Source organism: Pseudomonas marginalis (genome assembly GCF_008692035.1).
Taxonomy (GTDB): Bacteria; Pseudomonadota; Gammaproteobacteria; order Pseudomonadales; family Pseudomonadaceae; genus Aquipseudomonas; species Aquipseudomonas marginalis.
This window is the reverse complement of the sequence record NZ_VTFG01000001.1, coordinates 2,155,588-2,172,248: the sequence shown is the minus strand read 5'-3', so window position 1 is coordinate 2,172,248 and position 16,661 is coordinate 2,155,588. Positions and strand designations below refer to the sequence as shown.

Annotated in this window: 13 protein-coding genes; 10 read left to right on the top strand and 3 right to left on the bottom strand. The window is 62.8% G+C overall.

From position 1 onward, the window contains the following. Positions 1–3: 3 nt before the first annotated feature. The gene (mnmC, locus tag FX984_RS10135; protein ID WP_146476697.1) at positions 4–1,998 is read right to left on the bottom strand and encodes a bifunctional tRNA (5-methylaminomethyl-2-thiouridine)(34)-methyltransferase MnmC2/FAD-dependent 5-carboxymethylaminomethyl-2-thiouridine(34) oxidoreductase MnmC1; all 1,995 of its coding nucleotides are present in this window, start codon (positions 1,996–1,998) and stop codon (positions 4–6) included. Positions 1,999–2,139: 141 nt separating this feature from the next. Here mnmC and pap point away from each other — a divergent pair, with 141 nt between their 5' ends. The 3 genes from pap to FX984_RS10120 all read left to right on the top strand — a co-directional run bounded on the left by pap (position 2,140) and on the right by FX984_RS10120 (position 6,365). Then, positions 2,140–3,654, top strand: coding sequence for a polyphosphate:AMP phosphotransferase (gene pap, locus FX984_RS10130; RefSeq protein WP_027603955.1), 1,515 nt, complete (start codon positions 2,140–2,142; stop codon positions 3,652–3,654). A gap of 445 nt (positions 3,655–4,099) precedes the next feature. Next, positions 4,100–5,284 (top strand): thiolase family protein, encoded by a 1,185-nt coding sequence (locus FX984_RS10125; protein ID WP_092355071.1) that lies wholly within the window; start codon positions 4,100–4,102, stop codon positions 5,282–5,284. A gap of 124 nt (positions 5,285–5,408) precedes the next feature. Beyond that, positions 5,409–6,365, top strand: coding sequence for a DMT family transporter (locus FX984_RS10120; RefSeq protein WP_115486819.1), 957 nt, complete (start codon positions 5,409–5,411; stop codon positions 6,363–6,365). On the opposite strand, the gene FX984_RS10115 is transcribed toward FX984_RS10120, so the two are convergent. After that, positions 6,362–7,744, bottom strand: a complete 1,383-nt coding sequence (locus tag FX984_RS10115; protein ID WP_146476696.1) for a class II fumarate hydratase — start codon at positions 7,742–7,744, stop codon at positions 6,362–6,364. The genes FX984_RS10120 and FX984_RS10115 overlap by 4 nt on opposite strands. A gap of 192 nt (positions 7,745–7,936) precedes the next feature. Between FX984_RS10115 and FX984_RS10110 the strand changes: the two genes are divergently transcribed. The 7 genes from FX984_RS10110 (at position 7,937) to FX984_RS10080 (ending at position 15,635) form a co-directional block, all read left to right on the top strand. Beyond that, positions 7,937–8,455, top strand: coding sequence for a DUF2059 domain-containing protein (locus tag FX984_RS10110; RefSeq protein ID WP_003236690.1), 519 nt, complete (start codon positions 7,937–7,939; stop codon positions 8,453–8,455). A gap of 6 nt (positions 8,456–8,461) precedes the next feature. After that, positions 8,462–8,758, top strand: coding sequence for a BolA family protein (locus FX984_RS10105; protein WP_027603958.1), 297 nt, complete (start codon positions 8,462–8,464; stop codon positions 8,756–8,758). A gap of 118 nt (positions 8,759–8,876) precedes the next feature. After that, positions 8,877–9,818, top strand: a complete 942-nt coding sequence (trhO, locus tag FX984_RS10100) for an oxygen-dependent tRNA uridine(34) hydroxylase TrhO (protein WP_092355065.1) — start codon at positions 8,877–8,879, stop codon at positions 9,816–9,818. Between the two features lie 36 nt (positions 9,819–9,854). After that, complete coding sequence (locus FX984_RS10095) at positions 9,855–10,457, top strand: DsbA family protein (protein WP_169898031.1); 603 nt, start codon at positions 9,855–9,857, stop codon at positions 10,455–10,457. Then, positions 10,450–12,252 (top strand): ABC transporter ATP-binding protein, encoded by a 1,803-nt coding sequence (locus FX984_RS10090; protein WP_146476695.1) that lies wholly within the window; start codon positions 10,450–10,452, stop codon positions 12,250–12,252. Before FX984_RS10095 ends, FX984_RS10090 begins: the two co-directional genes overlap by 8 nt. Positions 12,253–12,323: 71 nt before the next feature. Continuing rightward, positions 12,324–14,786, top strand: a complete 2,463-nt coding sequence (locus tag FX984_RS10085) for an EAL domain-containing protein (RefSeq protein ID WP_092355055.1) — start codon at positions 12,324–12,326, stop codon at positions 14,784–14,786. Between the two features lie 78 nt (positions 14,787–14,864). Further along, positions 14,865–15,635, top strand: a complete 771-nt coding sequence (locus FX984_RS10080; protein WP_391564231.1) for an iron-containing redox enzyme family protein — start codon at positions 14,865–14,867, stop codon at positions 15,633–15,635. Between the two features lie 21 nt (positions 15,636–15,656). Here the strand turns inward: FX984_RS10080 and FX984_RS10075 are convergent, their stop codons facing one another. Beyond that, complete coding sequence (locus FX984_RS10075) at positions 15,657–16,583, bottom strand: GGDEF domain-containing protein (protein WP_027603964.1); 927 nt, start codon at positions 16,581–16,583, stop codon at positions 15,657–15,659. Positions 16,584–16,661 lie beyond the last annotated feature (78 nt).

Sequence of the window (16,661 nt, the reverse complement as noted above, 5' to 3'; positions counted from 1 at the left end):
GGCCTACGGGGTCGTTTTTGCAGCGTTGCTGCGAATCAACCCGCGCACTGCAAAGCGATTCGGGTGACAGGCCTCGGCCACGCTGCGGGGCAGGGGCAGCGGTTCGTTGTCCAGCCATGCCGCCAGCAACTCGCCGGACAGCGGCGCGGTGATCAGGCCCCGGGAGCCGTGGCCGCTGTTGATGTACAGGCCGTCCAGCCACGGGCAGGCAGCCTGCGGTGTGTAGCGGGCGTCTTTGCGCAGCGCGTCGTAGGCCTGGGCGAACGCCAGGCTGTCGGCCAGGGGCCCGACAATCGGCAAGTAGTCCGGGCTGGTGCAGCGGAAGGCGGCGCGGCCTTCCAGGGTCTCTGCGGCAAGGTCGGCGGCGTGCAGGCGCTGGGCCAGGTCCGGGGAAATCTCTTGCAGCAGCTCAAGGTTACCGGCGTGCTCGGCGGCGGTAGGGGTGAGGTCATCGTTGTTGAAATCAAAGCTGGCCCCCAGGGTGTGTTCGCCCAGGCGAGCCGGCGCCACGTAGCCCTCGGCACACACCACCGTGGCCAGGGCCTGGCTGGCGGCGGTCTGGGGCAGACGGGTGATCTGCCCGCGAATCCGCTTGAGGGGCAACTCGGCGCTGGCGGCAAACCGTTTGACCTCAGCCGCCCCGGCCAGCACCACCACGGGGGCGCTGGCCAGCAGCCGATCACCGTCCCAGGCCTGCCAGTGGCCGTCGACCTTGCGCAGGTCCAGCACCTCATGATGGGCCAGCACCTCGATACCTGGCTGGCGCGCCTGCCATTGGCACAGCGCGGGGGGATGCACCCAGCCGCCTTCGGGGAAAAACAGCCCGCCCTGTTCCAGGCCCACCCCGGCGCGAGCCTGGGCTTGAGCCTTATCCAGCAGATGCAGCAGCTGCGGGGCGAATGCCTGGGCCAGTTGCGCCTGGCGTTCGGCCTCCTTGGCATTGAAGGCCAGTTGCAGCACGCCGCAGCCGTCCCACTCCACGCCGCGTTGCAGGTGCTCCAGCAGGCGCCGGGTGTACCCGAACCCGCTGACGATCATCTGCGACAACGCCGTGCCGTGTGCCGACAGCTTGAGATAAAGCACCCCTTGCGGATTGCCGGAGGCCTCCTGGGCGAGACCGCCATGGCGCTCCAACAGGCTGACCTGCCAACCCCGCGCCGCCAGGCTGGCCGCGCTGGCGCAGCCGGCCAGGCCGCCGCCGATCACCAGGGCACGGCGCTCGCCATTGGGCATGGAGGGGCGGGCGAACCAGGGCTTGGCGGCGGCCGGTGCCGGGGTCTCGTCCGGCCAGCCGAGAAACTCCCCGCGCAGGATTTCCCACTTGTGGCCGATGCCCGGCGTACGCTTCATCTTGAAACCGGCGGCGTTGATCAGCCGGCGCACCCAGCCGGTGCTGGTGAAGGTGCTGATGGTCGAGCCCGGGGCCGCCAGGCGTGCCAGCTCGGCAAACAGTTCGGCGCTCCACATCTCGGGGTTTTTCGCCGGGGCGAAGCCGTCGAGAAACCACGCGTCGATCTGCGCATCCAGTTGCGGTAACTGTTCCAGGGCATCGCCGATCAGCAGCGTGAGGGTGACGCGGCCGTTGTCCAGCACCAGGCGCTGGAAGCCTTGGTGGATGGCGATGTAGTGCGCCAGCAATTGCTCGGCGAACGGCGCCAGCTCCGGCCAGAGGGCGAGGGCGCGTTGCAGGTCGGCGTGGCTCAGGGGGTACTTTTCCACGCTGACAAAATGCAGGCGTGCACCGGCTACGGCGTGTTGCTCGAACAATTGCCAGCCGCAGAGGAAATTCAGGCCGGTGCCGAAGCCGGTTTCGCCAATCACCAACCGCCCGCCCGCCGGCAGTGCGGCGAAGCGCTCCTGCAAGCGGTTCTGTTGCAGGAACACATAGCGGGTTTCGTCCAGGCCCGATTGGTCGGAGAAATACACGTCGTCGAACACCCGCGAGTGCGGGCGACCTTGATCATCCCAGTCGAGCTGGGCGTGGGTTACGGGGTTCATGGGCGGCTCGGTAAAGGCAAGGCGGCCATTCTAGCCGATCAACAGGCTTTGAATTGACCCACGGCAAGCCCAGGTGGAATTTCCTCCCGCGCGTTGTTGCCCAATCCGCTAGTCTTGCTCACTTCTGGAACGGAGCCGCCCATGTTCGAATCTGCCGAAATCGGTCACGCCATCGACAAAGACACCTTTGAGGCCGAAGTGCCCGCCCTGCGCGAGGCTTTGCTGGAGGTGCAGTACGAGTTGCAACAGCAAAAGCGCTTCCCGGTGATCATCCTGATCAACGGCATCGAAGGCGCCGGTAAAGGTGAGACGGTCAAACTGCTGAATGAATGGATGGACCCGCGCCTGATCGAGGTGCGCACCTTCGACCAGCAGACCGACGAAGAACTGGCCCGCCCCCCGGCCTGGCGCTACTGGCGCCAACTGCCCGCCAAAGGCCGCATGGGCATTTTTTTCGGCAACTGGTACAGCCAGATGCTGCAAGGCCGGGTGCACGGCGAGATCAAGGATGCGCGGCTCGACCAGGCCATCGCCGGCGCCGAGCGCCTGGAGAAGATGCTCTGCGATGAAGGCGCGCTGATCTTCAAGTTCTGGTTCCACCTGTCCAAGAAGCAAATGAAGGCACGGCTCAAGGCCCTGGCCGACGACCCGTTGCACAGTTGGCGCATCAGCCCGCTGGACTGGCAGCAATCCGAGACCTACGACAAGTTCGTGCATTTCGGCGAGCGCATCCTGCGCCGTACCAGCCGCGATTACGCGCCCTGGCATGTGATTGAAGGCGTCGACGCCAACTACCGCAGCCTCACCGTGGGCAAGATCCTGCTCGAAGGCCTGCAGAACGCCCTGAAGCTGCCCAAGGGCAAGGCCAGCGGCATGAACCCGGCACCCTTGCCCTCGGCCGTCGACCAGATGAGCCTGCTCAACAGCCTCGACATGACCTTGAGCCTGGACAAGGACGATTACGAAGAACAGCTGATTACCGAGCAGGCGCGCTTCTCCGGCCTGATGCGCGACAAGCGCATGCGCAAGCACGCGCTGGTGACGGTCTTCGAAGGTAACGACGCGGCGGGCAAGGGCGGGGCGATCCGTCGGGTGGCGGCCGCGCTCGACCCGCGCCAGTACCACATCGTGCCGATTGCCGCGCCCACCGAGGATGAACGCGCCCAGCCGTACCTGTGGCGGTTCTGGCAGAAGATCCCGGCGCGGGGCAAGTTCACCGTGTTCGACCGCTCGTGGTACGGCCGCGTGCTGGTGGAGCGTATCGAGGGCTTCTGTACCACGGCCGACTGGATGCGCGCCTATGGCGAGATCAATGACTTCGAAGAGCAACTGCGCGACGCCGGTGTGATCGTGGTCAAGTTCTGGCTGGCCATCGACAAGCAGACCCAACTGGAACGCTTCCAGGCCCGCGAGGAAATCCCCTTCAAGCGCTTCAAGATCACCGAAGACGACTGGCGCAACCGCGAAAAATGGGACGACTACCGCGCCGCCGTGGGCGATATGGTCGACCGCACCAGCACCGAGGTCTCGCCGTGGACGCTGGTGGAGGCTAACGACAAGCGCTGGGCGCGGGTCAAGGTGTTGCGCACCATCAACCTTGCCCTGGAGGAAGCGTTCGCCAAGTCCGACAAGCACGACAAGAAGAAAAAGAAATAACCACTGGCCTGGTGCTGTTCAGGATGCAGTCCTCTGTGGCGAGCGGGCCTGTGGTGGTGAGCAGGCCTGTTGTGGCAAACGGGCTTGTTGTGGTGAGCGGGCTTGCCCCGCGCTGGGGCGCGAAGCGGCCCCAAAACCAGCCAATAAGGTCTGCCTGAAATAACGCGGCGCCTTGGTCAGGGCCGCTTCGCAGCCCAGCGCGGGGCAAGCCCGCTCACCACAACAAGCCCGCTCACCACAACAGGCCCCCTCACCACAACAGGCCTGCTGACTACAACAAGCCTGCTCACCACAACCGGCCCGCTTGCCACAACAGGCCTGCCCCGCAACAGGTTTATGTCCGTCACCATGCTTTTGTATACGCCGGGTGAATGATCGTCGCGGTGGGGCAGGCCTGGATCTATCCTCGATCCATCTCCCCACAACGACAAGATCGAGGTAGCCCATGCGTGAAGTAGTGATCGTCGACAGCGTGCGAACCGGCTTGGCCAAATCCTTTCGCGGCAAGTTCAACCAGACCCGCCCGGATGACATGGCGGCCCATTGCGTCAACGCACTGCTGACCCGCAACGGCATCGACCCGGCCAGCGTCGAGGATTGCATCGTCGGCGCGGGTTCCAACGAAGGCGCCCAGGGCTACAACATCGGGCGCAACGTGGCCGTGCTGTCGCAATTGGGCACCGGTACGGCGGGCATGACCCTCAACCGGTTCTGCTCGTCGGGCTTGCAGGCGATTGCGATTGCGGCCAACCAGATCGCGTCGGGTTGCAGCGACATCATCGTTGCCGGGGGCGTCGAGTCCATCAGCCTGACCATGAAAAGCGTCAACACCGATAACCTGATCAACCCGCTGCTCAAGGAGCAGGTGCCGGGCATTTACTTCCCCATGGGCCAGACCGCGGAAATCGTCGCCCGCCGTTATGACGTCAGCCGCGAAGAACAGGACCTCTACGCCCTGCAAAGCCAGCAACGCACCGCCCAGGCCCAGGCGGAGGGCTTGTTTGATGATGAAATCGTGCCGATGGCGGTCAAGTACAAGGTCGAGGACAAGAACACCGGTGCCGTGCAGATCCTCGACGGCGTGGTTGATCGCGATGACTGCAACCGTCCGGACACTACGTTGGCCAGCCTGTCTGGGTTGAAGCCCGTATTTGCCGAAGACGGCTCGGTGACGGCGGGTAACTCCTCGCAGCTCTCCGACGGTGCCTCGATGACTCTGGTGATGAGCCTGGAAAAAGCCCTGGCACTGGGGCTCAAGCCCAAGGCGTTTTTCCGCGGTTTCACCGTGGCCGGTTGCGAACCGGATGAGATGGGCATCGGCCCGGTGTTCTCGGTGCCCAAGCTGCTCAAGTCGCGGGGCTTGCAGGTGGCGGACATCGACCTGTGGGAACTCAACGAGGCCTTTGCGTCGCAGTGCCTGTATGCGCGCAATCGCCTGGGCATCGATAACGCCAGGTACAACGTCAACGGCGGCTCGATTTCCATCGGCCACCCGTTCGGCATGACCGGCTCGCGGCAAGTGGGACACCTGGTGCGTGAGCTGCAACGACGCAATGTGCGTTATGGCATCGTCACCATGTGCGTGGGCGGCGGCATGGGCGCCACGGGACTGTTCGAAGCCGTGCGCTGATAAGTGTGGGAGGGGCGGTGCGACGATTCGACTTGCCCCTCCCACATTTGAACGGCGGCGTATCCCAATTCGCTCACTTCCCCCTAGAATGCCCGCTCCACTTCCTCTGGCTTCTGGGGCACTCATGCACATCTCTTCCGGCCGCTGGGTCTACGGTTTTCTCCTGACCCTGCTGACCGCGCTGCTCTGGGGCATTCTGCCGATCAAGCTCAAGCAAGTGTTGCAGGTCATGGACCCGATCACCGTCACCTGGTTTCGCCTGATGGTGGCCGGCAGTTGCCTGTTCGTGTACCTCGCCGCGACCAGGCGCCTGCCCAGCCGTAAAGTGCTCGGCCCCAGGGGCGGCTGGCTGGTGGCGATGGCGGTGTGCGGCCTGGTGGGCAACTACGTGTTGTACCTGGTGGGCCTGAAACTGCTCAGCCCCGGCACCGCGCAACTGGTGGTGCAGATGGGCCCGATCTTCCTGATGATCGCCAGCGTGTTTGTGTTCAAGGAACGTTTCAGCGTCGGGCAGTGTGTGGGCCTGGTGGTGCTGATCATCGGCTTCGGGCTGTTCTTCAACCAACGCCTGGAAGAGTTGCTGACGTCCCTTGGCGCCTACACCGCCGGCGTGCTGACCATCCTGCTGGCGACTTCGGTCTGGGTGTTCTATGCCCTGGGACAGAAGCAGTTGCTGACCGTGTGGAATTCGCTGCAAGTGATGATGGTGATCTACCTGTCGTGCGCCGTGCTGCTGACGCCGTGGGCCCATCCGCTGGAGGCCCTGCAACTGAGCCCGCTGCAAGGCTGGCTGTTGCTGGCGTGCTGCATGAACACACTGGTGGCTTATGGTGCATTCGCCGAGGCCCTGGCCCACTGGGAAGCCTCGCGGGTGAGCGCGACCCTGGCCCTGACGCCATTGGTGACCTTTGTCGCGGTGGCGTTGGCGGCATGGCTGTGGCCGGACTATGTGCAGGCCGAAGAGATCAATGCCCTGGGCTATTTCGGCGCGTTGGTGGTGGTGCTGGGGTCGGCGGCGGTGGCGCTGGCGCCGTCGTTGCTCGCCGGGCTCAAGGCCCGGCGGCTACGCATGGCGTCTTAGGTGCCCAGCATGTTTTCCGGGCGTACCCACTGGTCGAACTCTGCGTCGGTGAGGTAGCCCAGGTCCAACGCCGCTTCCCGAAGGGTCAAGCCTTCGGCGTAGGCCTTCTTGGCGATCTCTGCCGACTTGTCATAGCCGATGTGCGGGTTGAGCGCGGTGACCAGCATCAGCCCGCGCTCCAGGTGCTCGGCCATTTTCCCGGCGTCGGGTTCGAGGCCGGCAATGCAGTGCTCCTGGAAGTTATTGCAGCCATCGGCCAGCAGGCGGATCGATTCCAGCAGGTTGTGGATGATCACCGGCTTGTACACGTTCAACTGCAAATGCCCCTGGCTCGCCGCGATGCCGATGGTCACGTCATTGCCCAGCACCTGGCAGGCCAGCATCGACAGCGCCTCGCACTGGGTCGGGTTGACCTTGCCGGGCATGATCGAGCTGCCGGGCTCGTTGGCCGGCAGTTTCACCTCGGCAAGGCCGGCACGCGGGCCGGAGCCCAGCAGGCGCAGGTCGTTGGCGATTTTCATCAGGGCCACGGCCAGGGTTTTCAGGGCGCCGTGCAGGGTCACGATCGGTTCATGGCCGGCCAGTGCGGCGAATTTGTTCGGCGCGGTGACGAAGGGCAGGCCGGACAAGGCGGCCAATTCCGAAGCAATCGCCTCGCTGAAGCCATGGGGGGCATTGAGCCCGGTGCCCACCGCCGTGCCACCTTGGGCCAGCTCGCATACCTGGGGCAGGGCGCTGCGGATCGCCCGTTCGGCGTAGTCGAGCTGGGCGATAAACGCCGAGAGTTCCTGGCCGAAGGTGATCGGCGTGGCGTCCATCATGTGGGTGCGGCCCGTCTTCACCAGCTTTGCATGCCGCGCCGACAACTCCGCGAGGCCGCCGGACAGCGTATTGATCGCCGGCAACAATTGCTGGTGCACCGCTTGCACCGCCGCAATGCTCATGGCCGTAGGGAAGCAGTCGTTGGAGCTTTGGGAGCGGTTCACATGATCGTTGGGGTGTACCGGGCTCTTGCCGCCACGGGGCTTGCCCGACAGCTCGTTGGCGCGGCCGGCGATGACCTCGTTGGCGTTCATGTTGCTCTGGGTGCCGCTGCCGGTTTGCCAGACGACCAGTGGGAACTGGTCATCATGTTGGCCATCGAGCACTTCGTCGGCGGCCTGTTCGATCAGGCGGGCGATGTCGGCGGGCAGGTCGCCGTTGCGGTCGTTGACCCGGGCGGCGGCCTTCTTGATCAGGGCCAGTGCGTGCAGTACCGCGAGGGGCATGCGCTGCTCGCCGATGGCGAAATTCACCAGCGAACGTTGGGTCTGGGCGCCCCAGTAAGCGTCATCCGGGACTTCCACGTCTCCCAGGCTGTCGGTTTCGATACGGCTCATCGGGCACTCTCCTTCAGGTTCGTTTGCGCAGTTTAGGCCCTGATCGGCCTGGGGGGTTCCCTAAAAGACTTTTCATCGGATTCATTCACTGCAATCCGCGCCCGGTAAGGCCCGGGGTTGAGCCGCAGCGTTTTTTAGGCGCAGAATGGGCGCCCTTGGGGTCTTACCTCGCCTGCTAGAAAAGGAAACTCGATGACTCGTCTTCGTGCCATCTGTACCGCGGTTGCTCTGGTTTGCGCCAGCGGCCAGGTTTTTGCCGATACCGCCAGCCACAACGCCAGTGCCGAAGCCTTCCTTACCCTGGCCCATGCCGACAAGCTGGGTACCCCGGTGTACATGCAAGTGCAGCAAATGTTCGCCCAGCGTTTCGAACAGACCAAGGCGCCTGCCGCCAAGCAGTCCGTACTGGACAGCTACCAGGCCAAGGCCAACGCCGCCCTGGACCAGGCCATCGGCTGGCCGAAGCTGAAGCCGGACATGGTCAAGCTCTACACCACCAACTTCAGCGAATCCGAGCTCAAGGACCTGGTTGCCTTCTACCAGTCGCCACTGGGCAAGAAAGTCCTGGAAAAAATGCCGCAACTGACCCAGCAATCGGCCCAGATGACCCAGGCCAAGCTGGAAAGCGCCGTGCCGGTAGTCAACAAGCTGTTGGAAGACATGACCAACGAGCTGACGCCAAAAGCTGCCGCACCGGCGAAGAAGAAGTAAGCAGGAATGACCATGCAACAGCGTATCGAAACGGCGCTCGCCGCCCTGGCCCCGGAGCATTTGAGCGTGCTGGATGAAAGCCATATGCACAGCCGTGGGTTGCAGACCCACTTCAAGGCCGTGCTGGTCAGCCAGCAGTTCGAGGGGCTTAACCGCGTCAAGCGCCACCAGAAGGTCTACGCCACCCTGGGTGACCTGATGAGCGAATTTCATGCGCTGGCGCTGCATACCTACACGCCCGAAGAATGGGCGAAAATCGACGCAGCCCCGGCCTCGCCGACCTGCGCCGGCGGGCATGGCTGATACGCGGGTGTCTCTGACACCCCGCATTTGCTAGAATCCGCAGCGCGCCGCTCAGCCGGCGCGTTTTTTTTGCATCCGGTTCACCCCTTACGAGGGTAGCCACCTGGAGAGAACACCCATGACTCAACCGATTGTCGTGGCGGCACTGTATAAGTTCGTCACCCTCGAAGATTACGTCGCCCTGCGCGAGCCACTGCTGCAGGCGATGGTCGACAACGGCATCAAAGGCACCTTGCTGATCGCCGAAGAAGGTATCAACGGCACCGTTTCCGGCAGCCGCGAAGGCATTGATGGCCTGATGTCCTGGCTGAAGAACGACCCGCGCATGGACGACATCGACCATAAAGAGTCGTACTGCGATGAGCAGCCGTTCTACCGCACCAAGGTCAAGCTCAAGAAAGAGATCGTGACCCTGGGCGTCGAAGGCGTCGACCCGAACAAGAAAGTCGGCACCTATGTCGACCCGCAGGACTGGAACGCGCTGATCAGCGATCCCGAAGTGCTGTTGATCGACACCCGCAACGACTACGAAGTTTCGATCGGCACCTTCGAAGGCGCAATCGACCCGAAAACCACCAGTTTTCGCGAATTTCCCGCCTATATCAAAGCCAACTTCGACCCGGCCAGGCACAAGAAGGTCGCCATGTTCTGCACCGGCGGCATTCGTTGCGAGAAGGCGTCGAGCTACATGCTCAGCGAAGGTTTCGATGAGGTCTACCACCTCAAGGGCGGCATCCTGAAGTACCTCGAAGAGGTGCCGCAGGCAGAAACCAAATGGCAGGGCGACTGCTTTGTGTTCGACAATCGCGTCACTGTGCGCCACGACCTGAGCGAAGGCGACTACGATCAATGTCATGCCTGCCGCACACCGGTGAGCGCCTCCGACCGCGCATCCGAACACTATGTGGCTGGCATCAGTTGCCCCCATTGCTGGGATAAGCTGCCGGAGAAAACCCGTCGCAGCGCGATCGACCGGCAAAAGCAGATTGAGCTGGCCAAGGCCCGCAATATGCCGCACCCGATTGGCTTCAACTACAAGCAAACCCCTTCCGAGGCCTGACCCATGCCCGCGCGCCTGCTCTATGTGATGGACCCGATGTGTTCCTGGTGCTGGGGCTTTGCCCCGGTGGCGCAGGCGCTGGTCGAGCAGGCCCAGGCGGCCGGCGTGGACGTGCACCTGGTGGTGGGCGGCTTGCGCACCGGCAGCGGCGCGGCACTGGAACCGACCACGCGGCGCTACATCCTCGAGCACTGGCAGGCGGTCACCGACGCCACCGGCCAGCCGTTCAAGCGCGATGGCGCGTTGCCCGACGGCTTTGTCTATGACACCGAGCCTGCCTGCCGTGCCATCGTCACCGCGCGCAGCCTGGCGCCGGATTGCGCCTGGACACTGTTGGGGCTGATTCAGCGCGCGTTTTATGTCGAGGGCCGCGACGTGACCCTCGCCAGCGTGCTGGTGGAACTGGCTGAAAAGGCAGGCATCCCGCGCATCGAGTTTGCCGGCGCATTCGACCGTGCCGAGCAGCATGCCGCGACCGCCGCTGACTTCACCTGGGTCCAGGACCTGGGGATCGCCGGGTTTCCGACCTTGCTTGCCGAGCGTAATGGCCAGTTGGCGTTGCTGACCAACGGCTACCAGCCGCTGTCCGAGCTGTCACCGTTGTTGGGGCGATGGCTGGAGCGAGCGACCTGTGCATGATCAGTCACCCCGTACCGACCGACTGACCTGGGCGGAAATTCGCCGCCTGGCCCTGCGGCACAAGAAGTCCCTGTGGATTGCCAATGGCGTCGCCGTGCTGGCGACCCTGTGCAGCGTGCCGATTCCCTTGCTGTTGCCGTTGCTGGTGGATGAAGTGCTGTTGGGACACGGCGATGCCGCGCTCAAGGTGATGAACCACGCACTGCCCCTGGGTTGGCAGAAGGCGGTCGGCTATATCGGCCTGATGCTGCTGGTGACGCTGTTTCTGCGTTGTGGCGCGCTGCTGTTCAACGTGGTGCAGGCGCGGTTGTTTGCGCGCTTGGCCAAGGACATCGTGTACCGCATCCGCGTGCGCCTGATCGAGCGGCTCAAGCGCATCTCCCTGGGCGAGTACGAAAGCCTGGGCAGCGGGACCGTCACCACCCATCTGGTCACCGACCTGGATACGCTGGACAAGTTTGTCGGTGAAACCCTCAGCCGTTTCCTGGTGGCCATGCTGACCCTGGTAGGTACCTCGGCGATCCTGGTGTGGATGCATTGGCAACTGGCGCTGCTGATCCTGCTGTTCAATCCGTTGGTGATCTACGCCACGGTGCAGTTGGGCAAGCGCGTCAAGCACCTGAAGAAGCTGGAAAACGACAGCACCTCGCGCTTTACCCAGGCCCTGACCGAAACCCTGGATGCCATCCAGGAAGTGCGCGCCGGCAACCGCCAGGGCTTTTTCCTCGGGCGCCTCGGCCAGCGGGCCCAGGAAGTGCGTGACTACGCCATTCATTCGCAATGGAAAACCGACGCTTCGAGCCGCGCCAGTGGGTTGCTGTTCCAGTTCGGTATCGACATCTTCCGTGCGGCGGCGATGCTCACCGTGCTGTTTTCCGACCTGTCCATCGGCCAGATGCTCGCGGTGTTCAGCTACCTGTGGTTCATGATCGGCCCGGTGGAGCAACTGCTCAACCTGCAATACGCCTACTACGCGGCAGGCGGGGCGCTGACGCGGATCAACGAGCTGCTGGCGCGTGCCGATGAGCCGCAATATGCCGGCGGTGCTGATCCGTTCACCGGGCACGACACCGTGGGCATCGAAGTGCGCGGCCTGGACTTCGGCTACGGCGAAGAGCTGGTACTCGACCAGTTGAACCTGGCCATCGCGCCCGGTGAGAAGGTGGCGATCGTCGGTGCCAGTGGCGGTGGCAAAAGCACCCTGGTGCAATTGTTGCTCGGGCTCTACACACCCCAGGCGGGCAGTATCCGGTTTGGCGGTGCCACCCAGCAGGAGATTGGCCTGGAGACCCTTCGCGAGCACGTTGCGGTGGTGCTGCAACACCCGGCGCTGTTCAACGATACCGTGCGCGCCAACTTGACCATGGGCCGGGAGCGCAGCGACCAGGCCTGTTGGCAGGCACTGGAAATCGCCCAGTTGGATGCTACCGTCAAGGCACTGCCCTTGGGCCTGGACAGCGTGGTGGGGCGTTCCGGGGTGCGTTTTTCCGGTGGGCAGCGCCAGCGCCTGGCAATTGCGCGCATGGTCCTGGCCGAACCCAAGGTGGTGATACTCGACGAAGCAACCTCCGCCCTGGACGCCGCCACCGAGTACAACCTGCACCAGGCGCTGGCACGGTTCCTCAGCGGGCGTACTACACTGATCATCGCCCACCGTCTGTCGGCTGTTAAGCAGGCGGATCGAGTCTTGGTGTTCGACGGCGGTCACATTGCCGAGGATGGTGACCATCAGCAGCTGATTGCCGATGGCGGGCTGTACGCCAAACTGTATGGACACTTGCAACAGGTACGTTGATTTAGCCTAGGCTGAGCTATCGGAAGCGGGTTTTCGCGTGCGTATCCAGCAGTGCATGTGCAAGGGACTTCATGAAGCAAAAGCGGACTTTAGGAACGCCCCGGTTGTTGGGCATTGTCTGGCCATTTATCGCCGTGGTGCTGTTCCAGGCATTATTGGGCTGCGTCAGTCTCTACGTGCTTTCGGCCGTGCGTGGTTACGTGGCCGGCGAGAGCCTGTGGTCCAAGGGCCAGAAGGACGCCATCTATTACCTGACGCTCTACGCCGATAATCGCGACGCCGGCACGTACCTCAAGTACCAGCAGGCCATTGCCGTGCCCCAGGGCGGGCACGAACTGCGCATTGCCCTTGACCGTCCCGTGCCCGACCTTGCCGCAGCCCGCCTGGGTATCCTCAAGGGGGGCAACCACCCGGATGATGTCTCCAGCCTGATCTGGCTGTACCTCAACTTTCGCCATTTCAGCTACCTGGAAAAAGCCATCCAACTGTGGACCGTAGGCGATGGTTACCTGCTTCAACTGGATGACCTGGCCCGCGAGATGCACCAGGCGATCATTCACGACCAGATCGGCGCCAACGATGTGCGCCAGTGGAAGGCGCATATCATCGCCATCAACGAAGGCGTGACACCCGCCGCCAAGGCCTTCAGCGATGCTCTCGGCGAAGGTTCGCGCATGATTCTGCGGCTGCTGGTCATCACGAACCTGGCGACGGCCCTGGGCCTGATCGTATTGGCACTGTTGCGCACCCATAAGCTGCTGGCCCAGCGCCATGCCTTCGCCGATGCCTTGCAGGAAGAAAAGGAGCGGGCGCAGATCACCCTGGAGTCGATTGGCGACGGGGTGATCACCACCGACGTCGACGGTGCCATTACCTATATGAACCCGGCGGCCGAGGCGCTGACTCACTGGCACTCGGCGCAGGCCCAGGGCCAGCCCCTGGCAGCGTTGTTCAAGTTGCTGGAGGACCACGCACAGCCGGATGGCTTCACCCTGATCGAACACATCGTCAAGGGCCAGCTCAGCGGCGGCAGCGAGCATTCGAAGACGATCCAGCGCCTGGATGGCAGCACGGTCTCGGTCACCCTGGTGGGCGCGCCGATCCGCAGCGCCGGCAAGGTCTCGGGCGCGGTGCTGGTGCTGCATGACATGACCCAGGAGCGCCAGTACATCGCCAATCTGTCATGGCAGGCGACCCACGATGCGCTGACCGGCCTGGCCAACCGCCGCGAATTCGAGTATCGCCTGGAGCAGGTGCTGCACCCGGCAGGGCAGGCGCAGGCCGGGCGGCATGCGTTGATGTTCCTGGACCTGGACCAGTTCAAGCTGGTCAACGACACCTGCGGCCATGCGGCAGGCGACGAACTGTTGCGGCACATCTGCGCGCTGTTGCAATCGGACCTGCGCGAAGGTGACACCCTGGCGCGCCTGGGCGGCGATGAATTCGGCATCCTGCTGGAGAACTGCCCGGTGGCGGTGGCGGAAAAAATCGCCGAAAGCCTGCGCCATACCGTGCAGAGTCTGCATTTCGTATGGAAGGGGCGGCCGTTCATGACCACCGTGAGTATCGGCCTGGTACACATTGCCAGCACCCCGACCACCCTGGAAGCCTCGCTGCGTGCCGCCGACATGGCGTGCTACATGGCCAAGGAAAAAGGCCGCAACCGCGTGCAGGTGTACCACGCCGACGACTCCGAACTGTCCCTGCGCTTTGGCGAAATGGCCTGGGTGCAGCGCCTGCACATGGCGCTTGAGGAGAACCGCTTTTGCCTGTACTCCCAGGAAATTTCCCCCCTCGGGCATACCGACGGCGGCAATGGGCATATCGAAATACTGCTGCGTCTGCACGATGAGGCAGGGCGTGTAATCCTGCCGGACAGCTTTATCCCGGCCGCCGAACGCTATGGTTTGATGACGTCCCTGGACCGTTGGGTGGTGGAGAATGTATTTGAGATTATTGCCCGTTGCATTAAAGAGCGTCCGGGCCGTCCCATGGCCCTGTGTGCGATCAATCTGTCAGGTATAACGATTGGCGATGATGACTTTCTCGGATTCCTGCGAGAGAAATTTCATACCTACGCTATTCCGCCCAGCATGATCTGTTTTGAAATTACCGAAACCAGCGCCATTGCGAACTTGGGCAGTGCCATCCGCTTTATTAATGAACTCAAGGCCTTAGGTTGCCATTTTTCGCTGGATGACTTTTGCGCCGGAATGTCCTCATTCGCTTATCTCAAACATTTACCTGTAGACTTCCTGAAGATCGATGGAAGTTTCGTAAAGGATATGCTGGACGACCCGATTAACCGCGCGATGGTTGAAGTGATCAATCACATCGGCCATGTCATGGGTAAGCGCACAATTGCCGAGTTTGTTGAAACACCGCAAATCGAACAGGCCCTGCTCGATATTGGTGTGGATTACGCTCAGGGCTACCTGATTGAACGACCGCAATTGTTTACCTTCGATAGCTTGCAGTGTCGACCCGTGCGGCCGCAGCCTCTGTTATTCAGGGCGCCCGGCACATTCCGCTGAAACATTCGCCGGTCTGTAAATCACACTTAAAAAGGAGCCTTAATAGTGATCGACACATTCAGCAGAACCGGCCCGCTTATGGAAGCCTCAAGCTACCCCGCCTGGGCTCAGCAATTGATCCAGGACTGCAGCGAGAGCAAGCGCCGGGTTGTCGAACACGAACTGTACCAACGCATGCGTGACAACACGCTCAGCGCCAAGACCATGCGTCACTACCTGATCGGTGGCTGGCCCGTGGTGGAACAGTTTGCCTTGTACATGGCACAGAACCTCACCAAAACCAAGTTTGCCCGCCATCCGGGGGAAGACATGGCGCGCCGTTGGTTGATGCGCAATATCCGTGTGGAGCTGAACCACGCGGACTATTGGGTGCATTGGGCGCGTGCCCATGGCGTCAGCCTCGAAGAACTGCAGGCCCAGGACGTGCCGCCGGAGTTGCATGCGCTGAGCCACTGGTGCTGGCACACCAGCTCGGCCGATTCGTTGATCGTGGCCATTGCCGCGACCAACTATGCGATCGAGGGGGCGACGGGGGAATGGTCGGCGGTGGTGTGCTCCACCGGCGTGTATGCGGCAGCCTTTCCCGAGGAAGACCGCAAGCGTGCGATGAAGTGGTTGAAGATGCACGCCCAGTACGACGATGCCCATCCTTGGGAAGCCCTGGAAATCATCTGCACCCTGGCCGGGATGAACCCGACCAGGGCACTGCAGGCAGAGCTGCGCCAGGCCGTATGCAAGAGCTACGACTACATGTACCTGTTCCTGGAAAGTTGCATGCGCCTGGAGAAAAAAAAACCGGCGAGCGCTGCTGTGCGTGAGCGCCCGCTGCGCGTCGCCAGCGAAGCGTGATGTAACGGGGATGGCGGGGTTTTACCCCGCCATTGCCAGGCGATTGCGGCCTTCGCGCTTGGCCACGTACAAGGCGCTGTCGGCGCGACGCAACAGGCTTTCGGCCGACTCGGCGGCCAGCAAGGTCGAACAACCGAGGCTCACCGTCAATTCGATCCGTGTGCCATCCGCCCAATAGTCCTGGGCCTGTGCCGCCTGGCGCAGGCGTTCACCGACCATGGCCGCCGCATCCCGGCCGGTGTTGGACAGCAGGATCAGAAACTCTTCCCCGCCAAACCGAAACACCATGTCCACGTTCCGCAACTGGCTCTTGATTGCCCCGGCGACGGCGCGCAATACGTTATCGCCGGCCGCATGGCCGTGGGTGTCGTTGATGGTCTTGAAATGGTCGATGTCCAGCATCAGCAGGGACAGCGGGTTCAGGTGCCGGCGCGCCATGTCGATTTCCCGTTGCAGGGTCTGGTCCATGGCAATGCGGTTGCCCGTTTCTGTCAATGGGTCGCGCAGGGCGCTGCGGGTGGCGGCGCGGTAGAGCAGGGCGTTGCGCATCGGGTAGAGCAGGGTCGACAGCAGTGATTCGAGCTGGCCGAGTTCCTCTTCCAGCAGACGCTGGTTGCGGCGAAAGACCAGCTCGCCGAGGTGCTCGCCTTCGTGGCTCAGGCTGTAGCTCACCGAGTGGTGGCCACGTTGGCCGAACTCCAGGCGCAGGTCACTGGCGTCGTGGCGGTACTGCAGGGCGTCCAGGGGCACCAGATGCTGGACCTCACGGAAGAACACGGCAAGGATGCGCTGCGGTTCCAGGCTGGTCTGCAGTTGCATGCCCAGTTGCTGGCGAGTTTGGACAAGGGTGGTGGGGCGACGTGGCAGGAGGGCGGGTTGGCCAAAGCCCAGGCGTTGCAATTTTGCACTGTCAAAGTCAATTGCGTTGGTCTGGGTGGGGGTTTTCATAAGCAAACGGCCTCTAAGCACTTAGCTGTCTTACAGGCTGGATGAGAGTGGCAAATGCCAGGCGTCTTACTGTTCCTT

Coding starts and splice junctions, on each gene's coding strand:
- mnmC (WP_146476697.1), bottom strand. CDS start 1,998: ATGAACCCCGTAACCCACGCCCAGCTCGACTGGGATGATCAAGGTCGC.
- pap (WP_027603955.1), top strand. CDS start 2,140: ATGTTCGAATCTGCCGAAATCGGTCACGCCATCGACAAAGACACCTTT.
- FX984_RS10125 (WP_092355071.1), top strand. CDS start 4,100: ATGCGTGAAGTAGTGATCGTCGACAGCGTGCGAACCGGCTTGGCCAAA.
- FX984_RS10120 (WP_115486819.1), top strand. CDS start 5,409: ATGCACATCTCTTCCGGCCGCTGGGTCTACGGTTTTCTCCTGACCCTG.
- FX984_RS10115 (WP_146476696.1), bottom strand. CDS start 7,744: ATGAGCCGTATCGAAACCGACAGCCTGGGAGACGTGGAAGTCCCGGAT.
- FX984_RS10110 (WP_003236690.1), top strand. CDS start 7,937: ATGACTCGTCTTCGTGCCATCTGTACCGCGGTTGCTCTGGTTTGCGCC.
- FX984_RS10105 (WP_027603958.1), top strand. CDS start 8,462: ATGACCATGCAACAGCGTATCGAAACGGCGCTCGCCGCCCTGGCCCCG.
- trhO (WP_092355065.1), top strand. CDS start 8,877: ATGACTCAACCGATTGTCGTGGCGGCACTGTATAAGTTCGTCACCCTC.
- FX984_RS10095 (WP_169898031.1), top strand. CDS start 9,855: ATGTGTTCCTGGTGCTGGGGCTTTGCCCCGGTGGCGCAGGCGCTGGTC.
- FX984_RS10085 (WP_092355055.1), top strand. CDS start 12,324: ATGAAGCAAAAGCGGACTTTAGGAACGCCCCGGTTGTTGGGCATTGTC.
- FX984_RS10080 (WP_391564231.1), top strand. CDS start 14,865: ATGGAAGCCTCAAGCTACCCCGCCTGGGCTCAGCAATTGATCCAGGAC.
- FX984_RS10075 (WP_027603964.1), bottom strand. CDS start 16,583: ATGAAAACCCCCACCCAGACCAACGCAATTGACTTTGACAGTGCAAAA.